A 17,239-nucleotide genomic window follows, 5' to 3' on the forward strand; every position below is an offset into this window, starting at 1 on the left:
GGTTTTCCGCACGGATCGGACCCTCGCGGTTTCGCCCTCGACGGCCCCGGGCAGCCGTCTTCCATGGACACGTACCGCGGCGACGACGGCGCCGCCGACGCCACCGCCCAGGCTCTCGACGGCGACCCGTTCTGGTCGGTCGTGCGCCGACGGCACCCGGATCTCACCGTGGTCCTGCTGCCCGAGGCCGGGGTCGGTGAACCACCGCCCGCCACCCCGCCCGACGAGCTCGATCGCCACCTCGCCCGGCTGAGTGCTGCCTGGGCGCTGCTCGCGCCGCTGCTGACCGAGGCGGCCACCACCCCCACAAGCCCACCGAGCCCGCCGAGCGTGCGCTGGGCGAGCCGGACCCGACCCGACGGCGTCGCGCTGGTGGCGGAGCGGTCGTTGACCGGTCTGGGCCCCGACGGCGGTACGGACCTCCTGCGCCGGGTCGCCTGGCGGCTCGGTGCCCACGAGTGGCGGATGGTCGCGACCACCGACAACGACGGGCGTCCGGTGCTGCGGGCGAGCGACGGTGTCCTGCACCTCGAGGCCGAGGCGGGCGCGGTGGTCACCGTGCTCGCGCTGTCCACGCCGACCCTGCAGGTGCCGGACGACGCGAGCCGCCGGGTCGTCCGGGCAGCCCTCCTGGACCGGCTCAGCCGCCCCGCCCACCCGGCCGGACCCGCCGAGACCGCCGAGACCGACCCGCCGCCGACCGGGGAGGCGTGATGGGCGCCGAGCTCGACGTCCCGTTCGCGGTGCTCCAGACGGCGCGCGCGGCCTGGGACGCGGCCGGTGACGAGCTCGACGGCGCCTGGCGCCGGCTGGCCAAGGCGTCGACGAGCGGTCTGTCCGCCGAGGTGAGCGGCGCGGTCGAGGGCTTCCGCGAGCCGTGGGCCGACGAGCTCAAGGTCACCGCCGGTCAGGCACAGGGGTACGCCGAGGAGTTCGTCTTCTTCCGGGGGCTGGTGATCATCGCCGACCGGGCGCAGGCCGAGCGGCTCCGGGCGCTGCTGCCCTGGGCCCAGCACGACGCCGGCGTGAGCGGGTGAGCCGGCGATGACCGTCATCACGCTGCCGCCCCACGTCGGGGCCTGTCCCGAGACCGACTCGACGCCGCTGGGCGCCCAGCTGCTCGCCACCGACCTGCGCGCGGTCGCGGTGGCGGTCAAGAATGTCCAGGGCTGGTCGGCCTCGGTCGCCGCGCCCGGCTGGGAGGGCGATGCGGCGCAGGCCCACGGTCATGCGGCGACCCGGTTCGCGTCCCGGCTCGACGCGGCCGAGGCGGCGCTCGACCGGGCGGTCACCGCGGCCGACCTCTTCGAGGAGCGGATCGCCCGGCTCACCGTCCGGCGCGAGACGATCGAGACCGAGCGGCGTACGGTCGACGGCGCGATCGAGACGCTGCGGTCCGAGATCGACGCGGCGACCGACGAGAGCCGGGTGCCGGAGCTCCAGGGCCGGGCCGAGCGGCTGACCACCCAGGTCACCGCACTGACGACCCGGATCGACGCCTGGGTGCGCGACCTCGACGCGGCCGAGGCCGACCTCGTCGCGGCGCTGCGCGGGGTCGACACCGTGGCCGAGGGCGTCCAGGCGGCCGCGGCGAGCGATCGACCCGACCTCCCGGCCCTCACCGCCCAGCTGCGCGGCCGGCTCGACGACCCGGTCGCGCTCGCCGCGTGGTGGAAGGGCCTGAGCCGGGCCGAGCAGGAGGCGCTCACCACCGAGCACCCCGAGCTGGTCGGCAATGCCGACGGGCTGCCGGTCACCGATCGCGACGAGGCCAACCGGGCCGCGCTGGGGCGCGATGCCGACTACTACGGCCGGCGCGAGGACGACGGCCAGCTGACCGGTGCCGAGCGGCGGATCCTCGAGAACGCGACCTACGTCAAGGACGCCCTCGCCGAGTACGCCGACCGGCTCGACCCGGCGACCGGCGAGGCGCTGACCCACCTGCTCGTCTACAAGCCGGGCATCCACTCCGGCGACGGAGCCGTCGCGATCAGCTTCGGCAACCCCGACACCGCCGACCACGTCTCGGCCAACATCCCCGGACTGACCTCCGAGACCTCGAGCACCTCGGGCAACCTGGCCAAGACCTACGACCTGCACCAGCAGGCACGCGCCGACAACAACGGCACGGTCGCCTCGATCTACTGGCTCGACTACGACGCGCCGAGCGGCAACCCGGTCAACATCCTCGATCCGGGCGGCATGGTCGACTTCGACGGCGTCGCCTTCACCCACAAGGCCGAGGCGGGTGGGGCCCGGTTCAGCGACTTCGTCGACGGCCTGCGCGCCTCCGACCAGGGCGAGCGGGCCCACCTCACCGCGATCGGGCACAGCTACGGCTCGACCACGCTCGGCTACGCCCTGACCGACGGCGCCCCGGTCGACGACGCGGTCATCATCGGCAGCCCCGGTCAGCCGGCCGCGACCGCCGAGGGGCTCACCGATGCCGACGTCTGGGTCGGCGCGATGGACCACGACCCGGTCTCGCTGCTGGGCCACGGCGAGCGCGGCGGCGTCGGGGCGCTCGGGGTCGATCCGGCCGGCACCGACTTCGACGCGCCGCGGTTCGCCACCGGTGACGGCGCGCTGCGGATCGAGAAGCTCATGGACAACCACTCGTCGTACTTCACCGGCACCTCGCTCGACAACATGGCGCACATCGTCACCGACACCGACGCCCAGGTGACCTACCAGCCGGCGCGCGGTGACGAGGGCGGCGACTACCTCACCCTGCCCGAGCTGTTGACCGCGGCGACGGCGTCGAGCGCGGGGCACGGCCTCCTTGAGGGTGGCGCGTGGCTGCTCGAGCACATCCGGCCGGGTGGGATCCTGCTCCCATGACGCGCACACTCGGGATCGTGCCCCTCACCGTCCTGCTCGCCCTCAGCCTGGGCCTGTCCGGCTGCGGCAACAAGGACGAGGCCGGCCGGGCCGCGGCCCACGAGGCCGAGCTCCAGGCCGATGCCGCCATCGACGGCGTCCTGCACCGGATCGCCGCGGCGCTCGGTCTCGACCAGGCCAAGGGCAGCCGCTCGTTCACCCGCTGCGGTGAGTCCTACGCCCCGCGCGGGGTGGTGATGCAGAACTTCCTCAACTTCCGCGCCACCAACGACCTCACCCACGAGCAGGCGACCGCCACCACCGCCCGTCTCCTGCGCGACGACGGCTGGACCGTGGCCGAGCCCGACAACCCGGTGTTCGTCAGCGGGGCCAAGGGGCCGCTCACGCTGCGCGTCGAGATCGCCACGGCGATGGTCGTCGTCGACCTCGTCTCCGACTGCATCGAGACCTCCGACGACGTCGTCGAGGAGTACACCGACAGGGCGACCGTCGACCTCACCTGGGCCTCGTAGAGTGCGGGGTCGATGTCCGACCTCAGCCTCACCGTCCTCGCCCTCCTCGGCCTCGCGGCGCTCACCGCGGGCTTCGTCGACGCAGTCGTCGGCGGGGGCGGCCTGATCCAGCTCCCGGCGCTGCTGATCGGCCTGCCCGGCGCCAGCCCGGTCCAGGTGCTCGCGACCAACAAGATCGCGTCCGTGTGCGGTACGGCGGCCAGCTCGGTCACCTACTACCGCCGGATCGGCCCGGACCCCCGTACGTTCGTCCCGCTCATGCTCCTCGCCCTGGCCGGCGCCTTCTCCGGGGCGCTGCTGGCCTCGCACATCCCGCGCGAGGCGTTCGAGCCGATCGTGCTCGTGGCCCTGGTCCTGGTCGGCGGCTATGTCGTCCTGCGCCCGCGGCTGGGCGAGGAGACCGCGCTGCGCTTCAGCGGGCACCGGCACACCGCCGCGGCGACCGGGGTGGGCTTCGTGATCGGCTTCTACGACGGCATCCTCGGACCCGGCACGGGCAGCTTCTTCGTGTTCGCCCTGGTCGGGCTGCTCGGCTACGACTTCCTCCAGGCCTCGGCCAAGGCCAAGCTCGCCAACTTCGCGACCAACCTCGGCGCGCTGCTGCTGTTCATCCCGACCGGCGCGGTGCGCTGGGACGTCGGACTGGTGATGGGCGCGTGCAACCTGCTCGGCGGGTACGCCGGCGCCCGGACCGCCGTGGCCCGCGGCTCCCGGTTCGTGCGGATCTTCTTCATCGTGGTCGTCAGTGCGTTCATCGTCCGGATCGGCGGCGATGTGCTCGGTCTGTGGTGAGTCGTACCCTCGTCCCATGAGCATCCCGGTGGACCCCGCGGACCTGCGTCAGGCGCTGAGCGACTTCGACAGCGGCTACCTGCTGTCCACGTCGTCGCCCCAGGTCAAGGTCGTCACCGTCGACCCGGTCGCGGGCGACGACGGCACGCTCCGGATCGCGGGACCGGGCCGCGGCACGCTGCGCAACCTGGCCGACAACGCGGTCGTGACGCTCGTGTTCCCGCCCCGGGAGCGGCACGGCTACACGCTGCTCGTCGACGGCACGGCCGCGCTCGCCGGCACGGACGACGGCACGGACGACGTGGTGGTCACCGCGACCGCCGCGGTGCTGCACCGGCCGGCGGCCCACGCCGACGGACCGCTCCCGCCTGACGGCTGCGGATACGACTGCGCCCCCGTCTCGGGATGAGCCCGTTCTGGGTGACCGCGTTCCTCGACAACGCGGCGGCCCACCACCACGAGAGCGTGGGCTTCTGGCAGGACGTCACCGGCTACGCCGTCTCGGCGCCCCGCGGTGACGACGGCGAGTTCGCCACGCTGCTGCCGCCCGACGGCGACGCCTACCTGCGGGTGCAGCGCCGGCACCAGGGCGGGGACCGGATCCACCTCGACCTGCACGTCCCCGACCCGCAGGCCGCGGCCCGGTCCGCGGTGGCCGCGGGGGCGACGCTCGTCGTCGACCGCGGGTACGTCGTGATGGCCTCGCCGGGCGGCTTCGTGTTCTGCTTCGTGCCGTCGCCGGCGTCCGTGCGGCCGCGCGCGACCGAGCACGGACGCGGATCGGCCTCGCGGGTGCGCCAGGTGGCGCTCGACGTGCCGCCGGCGGCGTACCGGACCGAGCTGGGGTTCTGGACGGCCGTGACCGGATGGGCGCAGCGGGCCTCGTCGGTCAGCGACGACTTCCGGTTCCTGGTGCCGCCGGCCGACCACGACCAGAACCGGGACCAGCCGCTGCGCCTGCTGCTCCAGCGACTCGGCGAAGCCGACGCCTCCGGAGCGGTCCGGGCCCACCTCGACTGGGGAACCACCGACCGCGCGGCCGAGACCGAGCGGCACCTCGGGCTGGGCGCCCACGTGCTCGCCGTACACCCCCACTGGACCGTGCTGCGCGACCCGGTGGGGCGCGTCTACTGCCTGACGGACGGAGATCCCTCGTGAGCGAACCGCCCCTCGCCGCCGACGAGGCGACGATGCTGCGCGCCTTCCTCGACGACCAGCGCGCCACGCTGGTCCGGCAGACCGACGGGCTCGACGCCGAGCAGCTCGGCCGCCGGGTGCCGCCGACCACGATGACGCTGGGCGGGATGCTCAAGCACCTCGCCTACGTCGAGGACTGGTGGTTCGGCGTCACCCTGGCCGGGGCGCCGCCGCACCCGCCGTTCGAGCAGGTCGACTGGCGCCACAACCGCGACTGGGACTGGACCAGCGCCGCCGACGACGATCCCGCGACGCTGCGCCGGATGCTGCACGACGCGATCGCTCGCTCCGACGCGATCCTCGACGGCGTCGCCGACCTCGACGCGTTCGCGGCCCGCCGGCACCGGCGCGGTGGCGAGGGGATCAGCGTGCGCTGGATCCTGATCCACATGATCGAGGAGTACGCGCGCCACTGCGGCCATGCCGACCTGCTGCGCGAGGCGATCGACGGGACGACCGGGCTCTAGGGCGTGGCCCTAGGCGTCGCGGGGCATCTTGTAGCCGGCGCCGCGCACGGTCTCGATCCGCTCCGCGCCGACCTTGGTGCGCAGCCGCTGGAGGGTCACGTCGACGACCCGCTCCTCGGTCCACTCGGTGTCGCCCCAGACCAGGTCGAGCAGCTGGTACCGGCTGAGCACCACACCGGGGTGGCTCGCGAAGGCGTGGAGCAGCCGGAACTCGGTGGCCGAGAGGGGGACCGGCTCACCGGCGCGCGTCACCGTCATCCCCGGTACGTCGATCCGCAGGTCGCCGCGCACCAGGACGTCGGGGTCCGCGGTGGGCGTGGCGGCGGCCTGGCTGCGGCGCAGCACCGCGCGCAGCCGGGCCACGAGGACCTCGCCGTCGAACGGCTTGACGACGTAGTCGTCGGCGCCCGCCTCCAGGCCGTGCACCTGGTCGTGGGGGAGGTCGCGGGCGGTGAGCATGACGATGGGCAGGTCGCGCAGCTCGCGGGCCCGCCGGGTGAGGCGGATGCCGTCGATCCCGGGCAGCATGATGTCGACCAGCGCGAGGTCGAGCTCGGCGGTGCGGATGATGTCGAGCGCCTCGAGCCCGTCGCCGACGACCTGGACGTCGAAGCCGTGCCGCTCGAGCACGAGCCGGGTGGTGACCTGGAGGTCGGCGTCGTCCTCGACGAGCAGCACGCGGGGGCGGTTCGGCATGGCTCCACTGTGCCAGCCGGGGGAGCGCGCAGAGCCCCGCCGCGGCCCCGGATCGGGGGCCGGCGCGGTTGTGATGGTCCTGTGATGCGCGGCCCGTCACCCTGAGATCTCGGCTCGGCATGGTTCAGGTCATCAGCAACCGACCAACTTGAGAGGATGTCTCCAATGCTGAAGATCACCAAGACCACCGCCGCCGCCCTCGCCACCGCCGTGCTCGGCCTCGGCGCGTTCAGCGCCTGCGGCGTGGCCGACGCGAAGCCGGTCCCGGCCAGCCAGCAGCAGGACGGCGGCGGCGACGCGGCCGCCGACTACACCTACCTGCTGACCGTCACCGACGACCCGGTCCAGGAGCCGGGCTCGTTCCTGGTCGACAACAGCGACTTCGTGCGCTCGCTCGAGGGTCTGGTCTGGAGCGGCTGGGGCTCGGCCGAGGCGACCGCCACCGGCACGCTCGTCGCCGACTCGCGCACCGAGACCGGCGAGGGCCAGGTCGTGAAGTACCCGGTCAAGGTCGTCGTCAGCGACATCGTCCAGGGTGAGGCGACCCAGACCTACAGCAAGCTCACCGTCACCGCGACCGGCGGCGACCGCCAGGGCTACCCGGCGACCGAGGAGTTCACGCTCAACAGCGTCGAGAAGGCCCCGCCGATGGCGGACCCGGCGCTCGAGGGCTCCGAGGGCTCCGAGGGCTGATGAGCACCGGCTACCGCTGGCACTCGATCCGGCTCCGGATCGCGCTGCTCACCGCCCTCGTCTCGGCGGTGACCATGGCCTCCGCCTTCCTGGTCATCGACCGGAGGGTCGCGGAGGACGCGCGCGAGCAGCTGCGCCGGAGCGCGATCGCCGACCTGGCGGCAGCCGTCACCATCTACGAGGCCACCGGCAAGGTCCGCCTCGGCGCGTCGGTGGATCCGGATCTCGGGCCCGATCCACTGCGCGAGGCGGACCTGACCGAGATGACGTCGTACTACGACGGGCGGACCATGTGGGTCGCCCACCGGGTCGCGGGGGACGGGCCGACGCTCACCCTCGCGGTCCCCGGCGAGCCGATCGACCGGCAGCGCCGCTCGCTGCGCTCGGCCTTCCTGCTGGCCGGCCTGGTCGCGCTCGGCCTCACGGCGGCCCTGGCCGCCGCCGCGGGCCAGTCGCTCTCGCGGCGGCTGCGCCGGGCGGCGGCGACCGCCACCCGGATCGCCGACGGCGGTACCGACCGGATCCGCGACGACCGGGGCCGCGACGAGGTCGCCGCCCTGTCCCGGGCGCTCGACACCATGGCCGACAGCCTCACCGCGCGGGTCGCGGCGGAGGAGGCGTTCTCGGCCGACGTGGCCCACGAGCTGCGCACCCCGATGACCGCCCTGGTCAGCGCCGCCGAGCTGCTGCCGCCCGACGACGAGGCCTCCCGGCTCGTCGGCAACCAGGTGGCCCGGTTGCGCCGGCTGGTCGACGACCTGCTGGAGATCTCCCGGCTGGAGTCGGGGCAGGACCCGACCGACCTGGCGCCGTACCGGATCGACGAGCTGGTGCCCGAGGGCGACGGCGGCTCCACCGCCCTCGTCCTCGCCGACCCGCGGCGGGTCGAGCGGATCGTCGCCAACCTCGTCGACAACGCCCGCAAGCACGCGGGCACCGAGCCCCGCGTCGTCCTGTCCGGGACGAGCGTCACCGTCGAGGACGACGGCCCCGGCTTCTCCGCGGACCTGCTCGAGCACGGGCCGCGGCGCTTCCACCGCGAGTCGAAGCAGCCCGGCAGCGGCCTCGGCCTGACCATCTGCGACCGCCAGGCCGCCGCGATGGGCGCCCGCCTGGTCCTGGCCAACGGCCCCGGCGGAGGCGGCCGGGCGACCCTCGAGCTCAGTCCTGCGCCGTGAACCCCGGCAGGAACTCCTGCATGATCGCGCGGAACGGCGCCTCGGCCTCGAGCTGGCTCAGCACGCCGACGCCGCCGAGCCAGGTCCGGTGGATCAGCACGTACGACGGCGGCAGGTTGAGCTTGATGCTCACCGTGTAGGCGGGGTCCTTCGGGTTGTTGATCCGCTGGAACTGCTCGCGCATCCACTCCCGGCTGAACCGGAACCGCTCGACGAGCGTCGGGTCGACGAACGGGGAGAGGTAGTCCATGAGCAGTTGCGGGTCGATCTGGATGCGGTCCTTGAGGAAGCCCTCCTCGCGCAGCCCCGCGATGAGCGCGTCACCGTCGCCGGCCGCGCACAGCGTGATCAGCCGGCCCATCGGCTCGGGCAGCCCGCGCTGGGGGAGCCGGGCGACCGCGCCGTAGTCGAGCACGCCCATCCGCCCCGGTGAGCCGTCCTCGTGGGGGATCACCCGGAAGTTGCCCGGGTGCGGGTCGGCGTGGAGCAGCCCGGTGCGCGCAGGTCCGGAGAACAGGAAGCGGGTGAAGATCTGCCCGTAGTGGTCGCGCTCCTCGGGCGTGCCGCCCGCGATGATCGACGCCAGCGAGCCGGCCGAGTCGAGCCACTCGGTGACCAGCACCCGCGGGCCGACCGCGACGACATCGGGCACCACGATGTCGGGATCGTCGCGGAACGACTGGGCGAACTCGTGCTGCGCCTCGGCCTCCAGGTCGTAGTCGAGCTCCTCGCGGGCGCGCGCCTGGACCTCCTCGACGAGCGGCTTCATGTCGACGCCGGGGATGAGCGGGCCGATCGCCCGCGCGGCCCGGGCCAGCGTGCGCAGGTCGGACATGAGCGCCTCGCCCGCGTTGGGGTACTGGACCTTGACGGCGACCCGGCGGCCGTCGTACCAGCGGCCCTCGTGGACCTGCCCGATGCTGGCCGCCGCCGTCGGCGCCCCGTCGAGCCAGACCAGCCGGTCCTTCCAGTCCGCGCCGAGGTCCTCGGCGAGCAGCTCGCGCACGGTCTGGGTCGGCATCGGCGGCGCCGAGTCCTGCAGGCGCGTCAGCTGCTCGCGGTAGGGCGCCGCCATCTCCTCGGGCAGCGCCGACTCGAGCACGCTCAGCGCCTGGCCGAACTTCATCGCCCCGCCCTTGAGCTCACCGAGCGTGCGGAACAGCTGCTCCGCCGTGCGCTGCTGGATCTCCGACATCACCGCCTCGGCGGGCGCGCCTCCGAGCCGCTTGCCGAGGCCGAGGGCGGTACGGCCCGCGTAGCCGAGGGGGAGGGCAGCGAGCCGCGCGGTGCGCGCCGCAGCCTTCCGCGGGAGGTCAGCCATGGCTCCATTGTCGGGGATGGGGGCAACTGGATTCGGCGGACGCCCCACTCGGGCGTGCCCGCGGCTAGTACGTCGGGCCGATCGGCCCGCCCGGTGCGCTCTCGCCCGCGCCCTCCTTGAGCTCGACGAACAGCACGTGCGTGGGCGTCGTACCGATGTTCTCGCCGTGGTGCTCCTGCGCGGGCAGCCAGGCGACGGTGCCGATCTGCATCGCAACCTCCCGCTCCTCGCCGTCACCGGCGAGGAGCCGGCGGCGGAAGGAGGACAGCGTGTACATCACGCTGTCGGGGTGGGCGTGCGGTGTCGTCCGGTCGCCCGGGATGTCGCGGTACTCCAGCACGCGCACGCGCTCGTTCTCGAAGACCACCTGGTAGTGCCGTGGGTTGCTCGCCACGGGGTCGTCGGCCATCTCGCGACGATGGCACCGCGGGCGCGTGGATTGCCATAGTCCGTTCGGGCGGGCCCGTCCGGTAGTGCCCGGGCCTAGGCCAGGCCGCAGGACCACCAGCCGTCGCCGAGGTCGACGGGGTCCTTGCACCACATGCCGTACATGTCGAAGCCCGCGGGCGAGGCATCGGGGGAGTACCAGTAGCCGCCGGCGTCGTCGGGGATGGCGATCCACTGGGGGAAGAAAAGCGCGTCGTCGCTCTCGCTGAACCGGCCGGTGATCGTGAGGTAGCGCAGGTCGTCGGGGAGGAGGCTGCCGTAGGTGTCGTCGCGCGTGGCGTGGTCGACCGCGGCCGCGAAGTCCGCGCGGTGGGCCTCGAACCAGGCCTCGTGGTCGCGGAGGACGCCGAGCCGGGGCGCGGACGGTTGCAGCGCCCAGGCGCCCAGCCCGCCGAGGAGGAGCGCGGCGACCAGGGCGGCGAGGACGCGGCGCCACGACCGCCAGGCCCAGGCGGCGAGCCACGTACCCGTCAGCGTCAGGACGAGCCAGGCGCCCAGGGCCAGCCACGGCCACAGGTCGCCGATGATCTCGGGGACGAAGCTGTGCCGCCGGGTGAGGAGCAGCGTGACCAGGGCGGCGAGGGTCAGGCCGCCCGCCGTCCAGGCGTGCCGGGGGTGCACCGGGGCGTGAGAGGTCAGGCGGTCTCGGGGAAGGGGATGCCGGTGTTGGCGTGGCAGCGGTAGCCGTGGGGCACCTTGTGGAGGTACTGCTGGTGGTGCGGCTCGGCGTAGTAGTAGGGGCCGGCGGGCTCGATCTCGGTGGTGATCTCGCCGTAGCCGCGGCGGGCGATCTCGGCGCCGTAGACCGCGGTCAGCTCGCGCGCGGTCTGCTCCTGCTCGGGCGTGGTGAAGTAGATCGCGGAGCGGTACTGGGTGCCGACGTCATTGCCCTGGCGCATGCCCTGGGTCGGGTCGTGGACCACGAAGAACTGCTTGACCAGGTCGGCGTAGGAGACCTGGTCGGGGTCGAAGACGATGCGGACGGCCTCGGTGTGGCCGGTGCGGCCGCTGCAGACCTCCTCGTACGTCGGGTTCGGGCTGGTGCCGCCGGCGTAGCCGACGGACGTCGACCAGACGCCGGGGACCTGCCAGTAGATCTCCTCGGCGCCCCAGAAGCAGCCGAGGCCGAAGACCGCGACCTCGAGGCCGTCGGGGACCTCGTCGGTGACGAGGGGGGTGTGCAGGACCTCGTGCTGGGCGGGCAGCGCGAACGAGGGGGTGGTGCGGCCGGGCAGCGCCTCGGCGGGGTCGACCATCTCGGACTTGCGGCGGGAGAACATGGCTCCATTGTCTCCGCGCAGGCAAGCCTCAGCCGCGGGTGGGCCGTGGGATCAGCCGTGGGTCGCGCACCAGGCGTCGCGGGCGGCGGGCTTGGCGACGAAGGCGGCGCGGATCAGGCGGGCCTGGAGGGCGGCGTACTGCTCGATCTGCTGCTCGACCAGGCGGCGGGCGGCTGGAGTCCTGGCGAGGACGAGGGCCTCGGCGTGCCGCCAGACCAGCTCGCGCCAGCCGCGCATGATCACGCCCGCGACGGTCTCGTCGGCAGTGCCGGCGTCGATGTCGTCGAAGGTCGGGTCGAAGCGGGCGGCCTCCTCGGCGAAGACGGGGGCGTAGAGGCTGTCGAGGCGGTTGTTGTAGCGGTTGTGGTCGGCCTTGTGGCTGCCGTCGGGGCCGGTCAGGCCGACGGTGGCCAGGACGTGCGGGAAGTCGCGGTTGATGTGGGCGTTCATGGCGAGCAGGAAGTTGCCCAGGCCGCTCATCGCGCGGTCGTCCTCGGCCTGGAGCGCGATCCGCCAGGCGGCGGGGATGCCGGTCCGGTCGCCGGCCTCCCAGCGGGTGGTGGTGTCGAAGTAGAGCTCGGCGAACACCGCGTCGACCCGGTTGAGCCAGGCCCGGTCGGCGAAGTAGCCGGAGCGGACGGCGTCCCGGACGTTCTCGGTCACCCGCAGGTAGGCGAGGGAGAAGATCGAGCTGTGCGCGCAGTCGCCGGCCACCCGGTCGAGCCGGGTCTGCATCCGCGCGACGACGTCGTCGATGCAGGCGTCGGCGCCGCTGGCGCACACATCCCCCGTGTACGGCGTCGCCGGGATCGGCAGCGGCGCCAACAGGCCGACCAGCGCGTCGAGCGGGCCCAGCAGGAGCCGGCCCAGGGGGTCGGGCTGGGGCGTGGGTGCGGGGGCAGGCGCGGCGGCCGCGGGGGAGAGCGCCGGGCCGAGGGTCAGGCCCAGGGTCAGGAGCGGGGCGAGCAGGAGCGCGAGCACGCGGGTGAGGGGCGTCACACCCCGAGAAACGAGCGTCTGCTCGCTTTGTCACGGGACGCCCGAGGCTGAGTAGGCTCGAACGGTGAGCGACCACAGTCACCTCAGCAACCTCAGCGACGCGGGCTTCGAGACCCGGGCCATCCACGCCGGCTACTCGCCCGACCCGACCACCGGTGCGGTGATCCCGCCCATCTACGCGACCTCCACCTACGCCCAGGACGGCGTGGGTGGGCTGCGCAACGGCTACGAGTACAGCCGCTCGGCCAACCCCACCCGGACCGCGCTCGAGTCGACGCTGGCCGCGCTCGAGGGCGGCGCCCACGGCTTCGCGTTCGCGTCGGGCCTGGCCGCCGAGGACACCCTGATCCGGGCGCTGTGCCGCCCGGGCGACCACGTGGTGCTGCCGAACGACGCCTACGGCGGCACGTTCCGCCTCTTCGACAAGGTCGCGACCAACTGGGGCGTCGAGCACAGCCCGGCGCCGGTGACCGACGTCGACGCGGTGCGCGCGGCCATCCAGCCCGGCCGGACCAAGCTCGTCTGGCTCGAGACGCCGACCAACCCGCTGCTCTCGATCGGTGACATCGAGGCGCTGGCCGCGGTCGCCCACGACGCCGGGGCCCGGCTGGTCGTCGACAACACGTTCGCCTCGTCGTACCTCCAGCAGCCGCTGGCGCTCGGCGCGGACATCATCGTCCACTCGACGACCAAGTACGCCGGCGGTCACTCCGACGTCGTCGGCGGCGCCCTCGTCGTGGACGACGCCGAGCTCGCCGAGACGATCGCCTTCCACCAGAACTCGATCGGCGGCGTGGCCGGCCCGTTCGACTCCTGGCTGGTGCTGCGCGGCCTCAAGACGCTCGCGCTGCGCATGGAGCGCCACAGCGACAACGCCGAGAAGGTCGCCGAGTTCCTCGGCAAGCACCCGTCGGTGAGCCAGGTCATCTACCCGGGCCTGGCCGACCACCCGGGCCACGCCGTGGCCTCGCGCCAGATGAAGAGGTACGGCGGCATGGTCTCCTTCCGGGTCACCGGGGGCGAGGAGCAGGCGCTCGCGATCTGCGCGGCCACCGAGGTCTTCACGCTGGGCGAGTCCCTCGGCGGCGTCGAGTCGCTGATCGAGCACCCGGGCCGGATGACCCACGCCAGCGTCGCGGGGACCGACCTGGAGGTGCCGGCCGACCTGATCCGGCTCAGCGTCGGCATCGAGACCTCCGCGGACCAGCTCGCCGACCTCGACCGGGCCCTCGCCGCGACCGTCTAGCCTGACCTGGTGACCAGCGACGGACCGACCGAGCCCGAGCACGACACGAAGGACGGCACCGAGCCCGACGCCGAGCCCGACGCCGAGCGGCCGACGCCGGAGGAGACCGCCGAGCAGATGGTCGAGGACGCCGACGAGGCGCCGCTCGGCCCCAGCCCCGACGAGCGCGACGAGCGGCTCTTCCGGCGCTTCGCGCACCAGTGGGCGCTGGCCCGCGAGGAGCGCGAGGGCCGGCGCAGCGAGCCGCCCGGCTTCGCGACCGGACCGTCCAACCTGCGTCGCGCCGAGGTGCCGTTCGGCCTCGACCTGGCGGCCGGGTGGGCCTGGCGGCTGCTGCTCATCGCCGGCGCGGGCTACCTGCTCGTCTGGCTGATCGGCTACTTCGCGGTCGTCACCATCCCGGTCGCGGTGGCGCTGCTCATCAGCGCGCTGGCGGCGCCGTTCGTGCAGGCGGTGACCCGGATCGGCGTACCGCGGGGGCTCTCGGCGCTGCTCGTCGTGATCACCGGCTTCGCGGTCGTGGGCGCGCTGCTCACCTTCGCCGGCCAGCAGGTCGCCGCCGGCGCGACCGACCTCGCGGACTCGACGGTGCAGGGCCTGCAGGAGATCCGCAACTGGCTGCGCGACGGGCCGCTGCACGCCAGCGACTCGCAGATCAACGACTACATCTCCAGCGTCCAGGAGATGATCCGCAAGCGCTCCCAGGACGGCGAGGTGATCACCCAGGTCTCCGAGGTGGGCACCGCGCTGGGCCATGTCCTGGCCGGCTTCTTCATCGCGGTCTTCTCGACGTACTTCTTCCTCGCCGACGGCGAGCGGATCTGGTCCTGGGTGGTCCGGATCGCGCCCCGCGCGGCGCGTCAGCGGGTCGACAGCTCGGGCCGGGTCGCCTGGATCTCGCTCGTGCAGTTCGTCCGGGCCACGGTCCTCGTGGCCCTGGTCGACGCCATCGGCATCGCCGTGGGTGCGGCCATCCTCAACGTGCCGTTCGTGCTGGCGATCGGCGTGCTGGTGTTCCTGGGCGCGTTCGTGCCGATGATCGGTGCGACCGTCGCGGGCAGCGTCGCCATCCTGGTCGCGCTCGTCGACCAGGGGCCGGTGACGGCACTGCTCATGCTCGCGGTCGTGATCGGCGTGCAGCAGCTCGAGGGCCACGTGCTCCAGCCGTTCCTGCTCGGCCGCTGGGTCTCGCTGCACCCGCTCGGCGTGATCTTCGCGATCGCCTGCGGCGTGCTGGTGGCCGGCGTGGCGGGCGCGCTCGTCGCCGTACCGCTGGCCGCGGCCGCCAACGCCGTGGTCCTGCACCTGGCCGAAATGTCCGAGCCGCCGGCCCCCACGGGGGAGACCGGCGGCTCGGAGGTGGAGGCTCAGGCCACGTAGGGCTTGGCGTCCAGGATGATCACGGTCTGCTGCTTGCCGTTGACCTCGTAGGTCACGGTCTCGCCCTTGCTCCGGCCGTTGATGGCCTGGCCGAGCGGCGACTGCGGCGAGTAGACGGTCAGTCCCTCGGGGTCGATCTCGCGCGCGCCGAGGAGGAACGACTCCGCCTCGTCGTCGTCATCGCCCTCGAACTTGTAGGTGACGACCATGCCCGGCTCGACGACACCGTCGTCGGGGGGCGTCTCGCCGACCTCGGCGCGGCGCAGCATGTCCTTGAGCTGGATGATGCGGGCCTCGTTCTTGCCCTGCTCCTCGCGCGCGGCGTGGTAGCCGCCGTTCTCCTTCAGGTCGCCCTCGTCACGCGCGGCACTGATCTCGGCCACGATCTCGGCGCGCCGGGGCCCCTGGAGGTGCTCCAGCTCGGCCTTCAGCTTGTCGTAGGCGTCCTGGGTCAGCCAGATGGTGTTCTGGCCGCCGCTCTGGTCCGTCTGCGTCATGGGTTGCTCCTGAAACTGCTCGTCTCGTCGCGTACCGGTGTCGGTACAGAAACCTCAACCTTACCGATAACGGGGTTGATCGGGTGCTTTGCAGCCGATCCACTCGACCGTCGTGGCGCGCCGCTCGGTCCGCACGGTGATCTCCTCGATGCCCCCGTCGGCGACGGTCGGCGTGAACGTCTGCTCGCCGACCACGGCCTTGTCGTGGGAGATCGCGCGGGCCTGGCAGGTCGCGTCGACCGGGCCGTCGCCGTAGGAGATCCGGACCCGGATCGTGGCCGTGTGGTCGTCGACGACCTCGTGGCCGATCTCCTCGGAGGACACCGCCGGGTTGGCGTGGAACAGCATCGCCCACAGCAGCCAGCCGAGGAAGGAGACCGCGACGACGACGGAGACCGCGATCACCGCGGTACGCCGTGCGCGCGACGAGGTGCCGTAACGCTGGGCCAGGGAATCGGGGGTGGAGCTCACCGGTTCATCGTCCCACGCGACATGTTCCTACGATGGTCCGCATGCCCACCACGCACGCGCCCGTCCCCGACCGCTCGGGACTGCGCCTGATGCACGTCCACGCCCACCCCGACGACGAGTCGAGCAAGGGCGCCGCCTCGACGGCCATGTACGTCGCCGCGGGCGCCGACGTCCGCGTCGTCACGTGCACCGGCGGTGAGCGGGGCTCGATCCTCAACCCCAAGATGGACCGCCCCGACATCCTCGCCAACATCACCGAGGTGCGCCGCCAGGAGATGGAGCGGGCCCGCGACATCCTCGGGATCAGCCAGTCCTGGCTGGGCTTCGTCGACTCCGGGTGGCCCGACGGTGACCCCAAGCCGCCGCTGCCCGAGGGCTGCTTCGGGCTGGTGCCGCTCGAGGAGGCGACCGAGCGGCTCGTGCGTCAGGTGCGCGAGTTCCGCCCCCACGTCATGACGACGTACGACGAGCGCGGCGGCTACCCGCACCCCGACCACATCCGCTGCCACGAGGTGAGCGTGGCCGCGTTCGAGGCGGCCGGCGACCCCGAGAGGTTCCCCGACGCGGGGGAGCCGTGGCAGCCGCTCAAGCTCTACTACCACCACTCGTTCAACCGGCCCCGCATGGAGGCGCTGCACGAGGCGATGCTCGCCCACGGCCTGGAGTCGCCGTGGGAGGAGCGGCTCAAGGAGTGGAAGCCCGAGCCCGAGTGGGACGCCCGGATCACCACGCGGGTGCCGTGCGCTGACTTCTTCGGCGTCCGTGACCAGGCGCTGCTGGCCCACGCGACCCAGATCGACCCCGACGGGTTCTGGTTCGCGATCCCGCGCGAGCTCCAGCAGGAGGTCTGGCCGACCGAGGACTACGAGCTCGTCGTGAGCCACGTCCCGTCGGCGGTGCCCGAGGACGACCTCTTCGCCGGGGTCAGCGCGGACGCCTGACACACTGGGCGCATGCACGCCGTCGCCGTCACCGCCGTCCACGCGCTCCTCGCCGCCGAGGACAAGAAGCCCGAGGACAACGACGTCGTCGCCGGCTGGACCGGCTTCGTCGTGTTCGTGGCGCTCATCGTCGCGGTCGCGGTGATCGGCTGGGCGCTGACCCGCAGCCTGCGTAATGCCGGGCGTGCCAAGGACGCCGGGATGTATGGTGACCAGCCTGCCGACACCACGCAGGAGCCGGGCGCCGACGACAAGTAGTCGCCGCAGCACGACGGCTCCTC

At 73.2% G+C, this 17,239-nt stretch carries 22 protein-coding genes; 14 read left to right on the top strand and 8 right to left on the bottom strand.

Annotated features, from left to right (window positions below):
* Positions 1-63 precede the first annotated feature (63 nt).
* From CCO04_RS13475 to CCO04_RS13510, 8 genes are read left to right on the top strand one after another with little or no spacing between them, the layout of a single operon-like run.
* The gene (locus CCO04_RS13475) at positions 64-714 is read left to right on the top strand and encodes a hypothetical protein (protein WP_215814641.1); all 651 of its coding nucleotides are present in this window, start codon (positions 64-66) and stop codon (positions 712-714) included.
* Entirely contained in the window at positions 714-1,037 is a 324-nt protein-coding gene (locus CCO04_RS13480; protein WP_215814642.1) for a hypothetical protein, read from the top strand. Before CCO04_RS13475 ends, CCO04_RS13480 begins: the two co-directional genes overlap by 1 nt.
* A gap of 7 nt (positions 1,038-1,044) precedes the next feature.
* On the top strand, positions 1,045-2,841 hold the full coding sequence (locus CCO04_RS13485; protein WP_215814643.1) for an alpha/beta hydrolase: 1,797 nt from the start codon (positions 1,045-1,047) through the stop codon (positions 2,839-2,841).
* Positions 2,838-3,353, top strand: coding sequence for a hypothetical protein (locus CCO04_RS13490; RefSeq protein ID WP_215814644.1), 516 nt, complete (start codon positions 2,838-2,840; stop codon positions 3,351-3,353). Before CCO04_RS13485 ends, CCO04_RS13490 begins: the two co-directional genes overlap by 4 nt.
* Positions 3,354-3,365: 12 nt before the next feature.
* A complete protein-coding gene (locus tag CCO04_RS13495) occupies positions 3,366-4,145 on the top strand; it encodes a TSUP family transporter (RefSeq protein ID WP_215814645.1) in 780 nt (259 codons plus the stop codon).
* Positions 4,146-4,161: 16 nt separating this feature from the next.
* Positions 4,162-4,554 carry a pyridoxamine 5'-phosphate oxidase gene (locus tag CCO04_RS13500; protein ID WP_215814646.1) on the top strand — a complete coding sequence of 131 codons (393 nt, stop codon included), beginning with the start codon at positions 4,162-4,164 and terminating at the stop codon, positions 4,552-4,554.
* On the top strand, positions 4,551-5,303 hold the full coding sequence (locus tag CCO04_RS13505) for a VOC family protein (RefSeq protein WP_215814647.1): 753 nt from the start codon (positions 4,551-4,553) through the stop codon (positions 5,301-5,303). The genes CCO04_RS13500 and CCO04_RS13505 overlap by 4 nt, the downstream gene beginning before the upstream one ends.
* Entirely contained in the window at positions 5,300-5,809 is a 510-nt protein-coding gene (locus tag CCO04_RS13510; protein WP_308281204.1) for a DinB family protein, read from the top strand. Before CCO04_RS13505 ends, CCO04_RS13510 begins: the two co-directional genes overlap by 4 nt.
* Before the next feature lie 9 nt (positions 5,810-5,818).
* Here the strand turns inward: CCO04_RS13510 and CCO04_RS13515 are convergent, their stop codons facing one another.
* Positions 5,819-6,505: a response regulator transcription factor gene (locus tag CCO04_RS13515; RefSeq protein ID WP_215814648.1), complete on the bottom strand. Its 687-nt coding sequence runs from the start codon at positions 6,503-6,505 to the stop codon at positions 5,819-5,821.
* Between the two features lie 165 nt (positions 6,506-6,670).
* On the opposite strand from CCO04_RS13515, the gene CCO04_RS13520 reads away from it, so the two are divergent.
* Both CCO04_RS13520 and CCO04_RS13525 read left to right on the top strand, forming a co-directional pair.
* Positions 6,671-7,198, top strand: a complete 528-nt coding sequence (locus CCO04_RS13520) for a hypothetical protein (RefSeq protein WP_215814649.1) — start codon at positions 6,671-6,673, stop codon at positions 7,196-7,198.
* Complete coding sequence (locus tag CCO04_RS13525; protein WP_215814650.1) at positions 7,198-8,376, top strand: sensor histidine kinase KdpD; 1,179 nt, start codon at positions 7,198-7,200, stop codon at positions 8,374-8,376. The genes CCO04_RS13520 and CCO04_RS13525 overlap by 1 nt, the downstream gene beginning before the upstream one ends.
* Here the strand turns inward: CCO04_RS13525 and CCO04_RS13530 are convergent.
* The 5 genes from CCO04_RS13530 to CCO04_RS13550 all read right to left on the bottom strand — a co-directional run bounded on the left by CCO04_RS13530 (position 8,360) and on the right by CCO04_RS13550 (position 12,423).
* Positions 8,360-9,697 (bottom strand): AarF/ABC1/UbiB kinase family protein, encoded by a 1,338-nt coding sequence (locus tag CCO04_RS13530; protein ID WP_215814651.1) that lies wholly within the window; start codon positions 9,695-9,697, stop codon positions 8,360-8,362. The two genes, CCO04_RS13525 and CCO04_RS13530, sit on opposite strands and share 17 nt — an antisense overlap.
* A 64-nt stretch (positions 9,698-9,761) precedes the next feature.
* On the bottom strand, positions 9,762-10,106 hold the full coding sequence (locus CCO04_RS13535; protein WP_215814652.1) for a hypothetical protein: 345 nt from the start codon (positions 10,104-10,106) through the stop codon (positions 9,762-9,764).
* Between the two features lie 74 nt (positions 10,107-10,180).
* On the bottom strand, positions 10,181-10,765 hold the full coding sequence (locus CCO04_RS13540; protein ID WP_215814653.1) for a hypothetical protein: 585 nt from the start codon (positions 10,763-10,765) through the stop codon (positions 10,181-10,183).
* 14 nt (positions 10,766-10,779) lie between these two features.
* The gene (gene msrA / locus CCO04_RS13545; protein WP_215814654.1) at positions 10,780-11,424 is read right to left on the bottom strand and encodes a peptide-methionine (S)-S-oxide reductase MsrA; all 645 of its coding nucleotides are present in this window, start codon (positions 11,422-11,424) and stop codon (positions 10,780-10,782) included.
* 51 nt (positions 11,425-11,475) lie between these two features.
* The gene (locus CCO04_RS13550) at positions 11,476-12,423 is read right to left on the bottom strand and encodes a DUF5995 family protein (RefSeq protein ID WP_215814655.1); all 948 of its coding nucleotides are present in this window, start codon (positions 12,421-12,423) and stop codon (positions 11,476-11,478) included.
* Between the two features lie 64 nt (positions 12,424-12,487).
* Between CCO04_RS13550 and CCO04_RS13555 the strand changes: the two genes are divergently transcribed.
* Together CCO04_RS13555 and CCO04_RS13560 are read left to right on the top strand one after the other, a co-directional pair.
* Positions 12,488-13,669 carry a cystathionine gamma-synthase gene (locus tag CCO04_RS13555; RefSeq protein ID WP_215814656.1) on the top strand — a complete coding sequence of 394 codons (1,182 nt, stop codon included), beginning with the start codon at positions 12,488-12,490 and terminating at the stop codon, positions 13,667-13,669.
* 9 nt (positions 13,670-13,678) lie between these two features.
* On the top strand, positions 13,679-15,049 hold the full coding sequence (locus CCO04_RS13560; RefSeq protein ID WP_308281206.1) for an AI-2E family transporter: 1,371 nt from the start codon (positions 13,679-13,681) through the stop codon (positions 15,047-15,049).
* Here the strand turns inward: CCO04_RS13560 and greA are convergent.
* Both greA and CCO04_RS13570 read right to left on the bottom strand, forming a co-directional pair.
* A complete protein-coding gene (gene greA / locus CCO04_RS13565) occupies positions 15,037-15,546 on the bottom strand; it encodes a transcription elongation factor GreA (protein ID WP_215814657.1) in 510 nt (169 codons plus the stop codon). The genes CCO04_RS13560 and greA overlap by 13 nt on opposite strands.
* A 60-nt stretch (positions 15,547-15,606) precedes the next feature.
* A complete protein-coding gene (locus CCO04_RS13570) occupies positions 15,607-16,017 on the bottom strand; it encodes a DUF4307 domain-containing protein (RefSeq protein ID WP_215814658.1) in 411 nt (136 codons plus the stop codon).
* A 41-nt stretch (positions 16,018-16,058) separates the two neighbouring features.
* Between CCO04_RS13570 and mca the strand changes: the two genes are divergently transcribed.
* Both mca and CCO04_RS13580 read left to right on the top strand, forming a co-directional pair.
* Positions 16,059-16,958 (top strand): mycothiol conjugate amidase Mca, encoded by a 900-nt coding sequence (gene mca / locus CCO04_RS13575; RefSeq protein ID WP_215814659.1) that lies wholly within the window; start codon positions 16,059-16,061, stop codon positions 16,956-16,958.
* 12 nt (positions 16,959-16,970) lie between these two features.
* Positions 16,971-17,216 (top strand): hypothetical protein, encoded by a 246-nt coding sequence (locus CCO04_RS13580; RefSeq protein WP_215814660.1) that lies wholly within the window; start codon positions 16,971-16,973, stop codon positions 17,214-17,216.
* Positions 17,217-17,239 lie beyond the last annotated feature (23 nt).

Origin of the sequence: Pimelobacter sp. 30-1, assembly GCF_018831735.1 — a bacterium.
In the GTDB taxonomy this organism is placed as follows: Bacteria; Actinomycetota; Actinomycetes; order Propionibacteriales; family Nocardioidaceae; genus Nocardioides.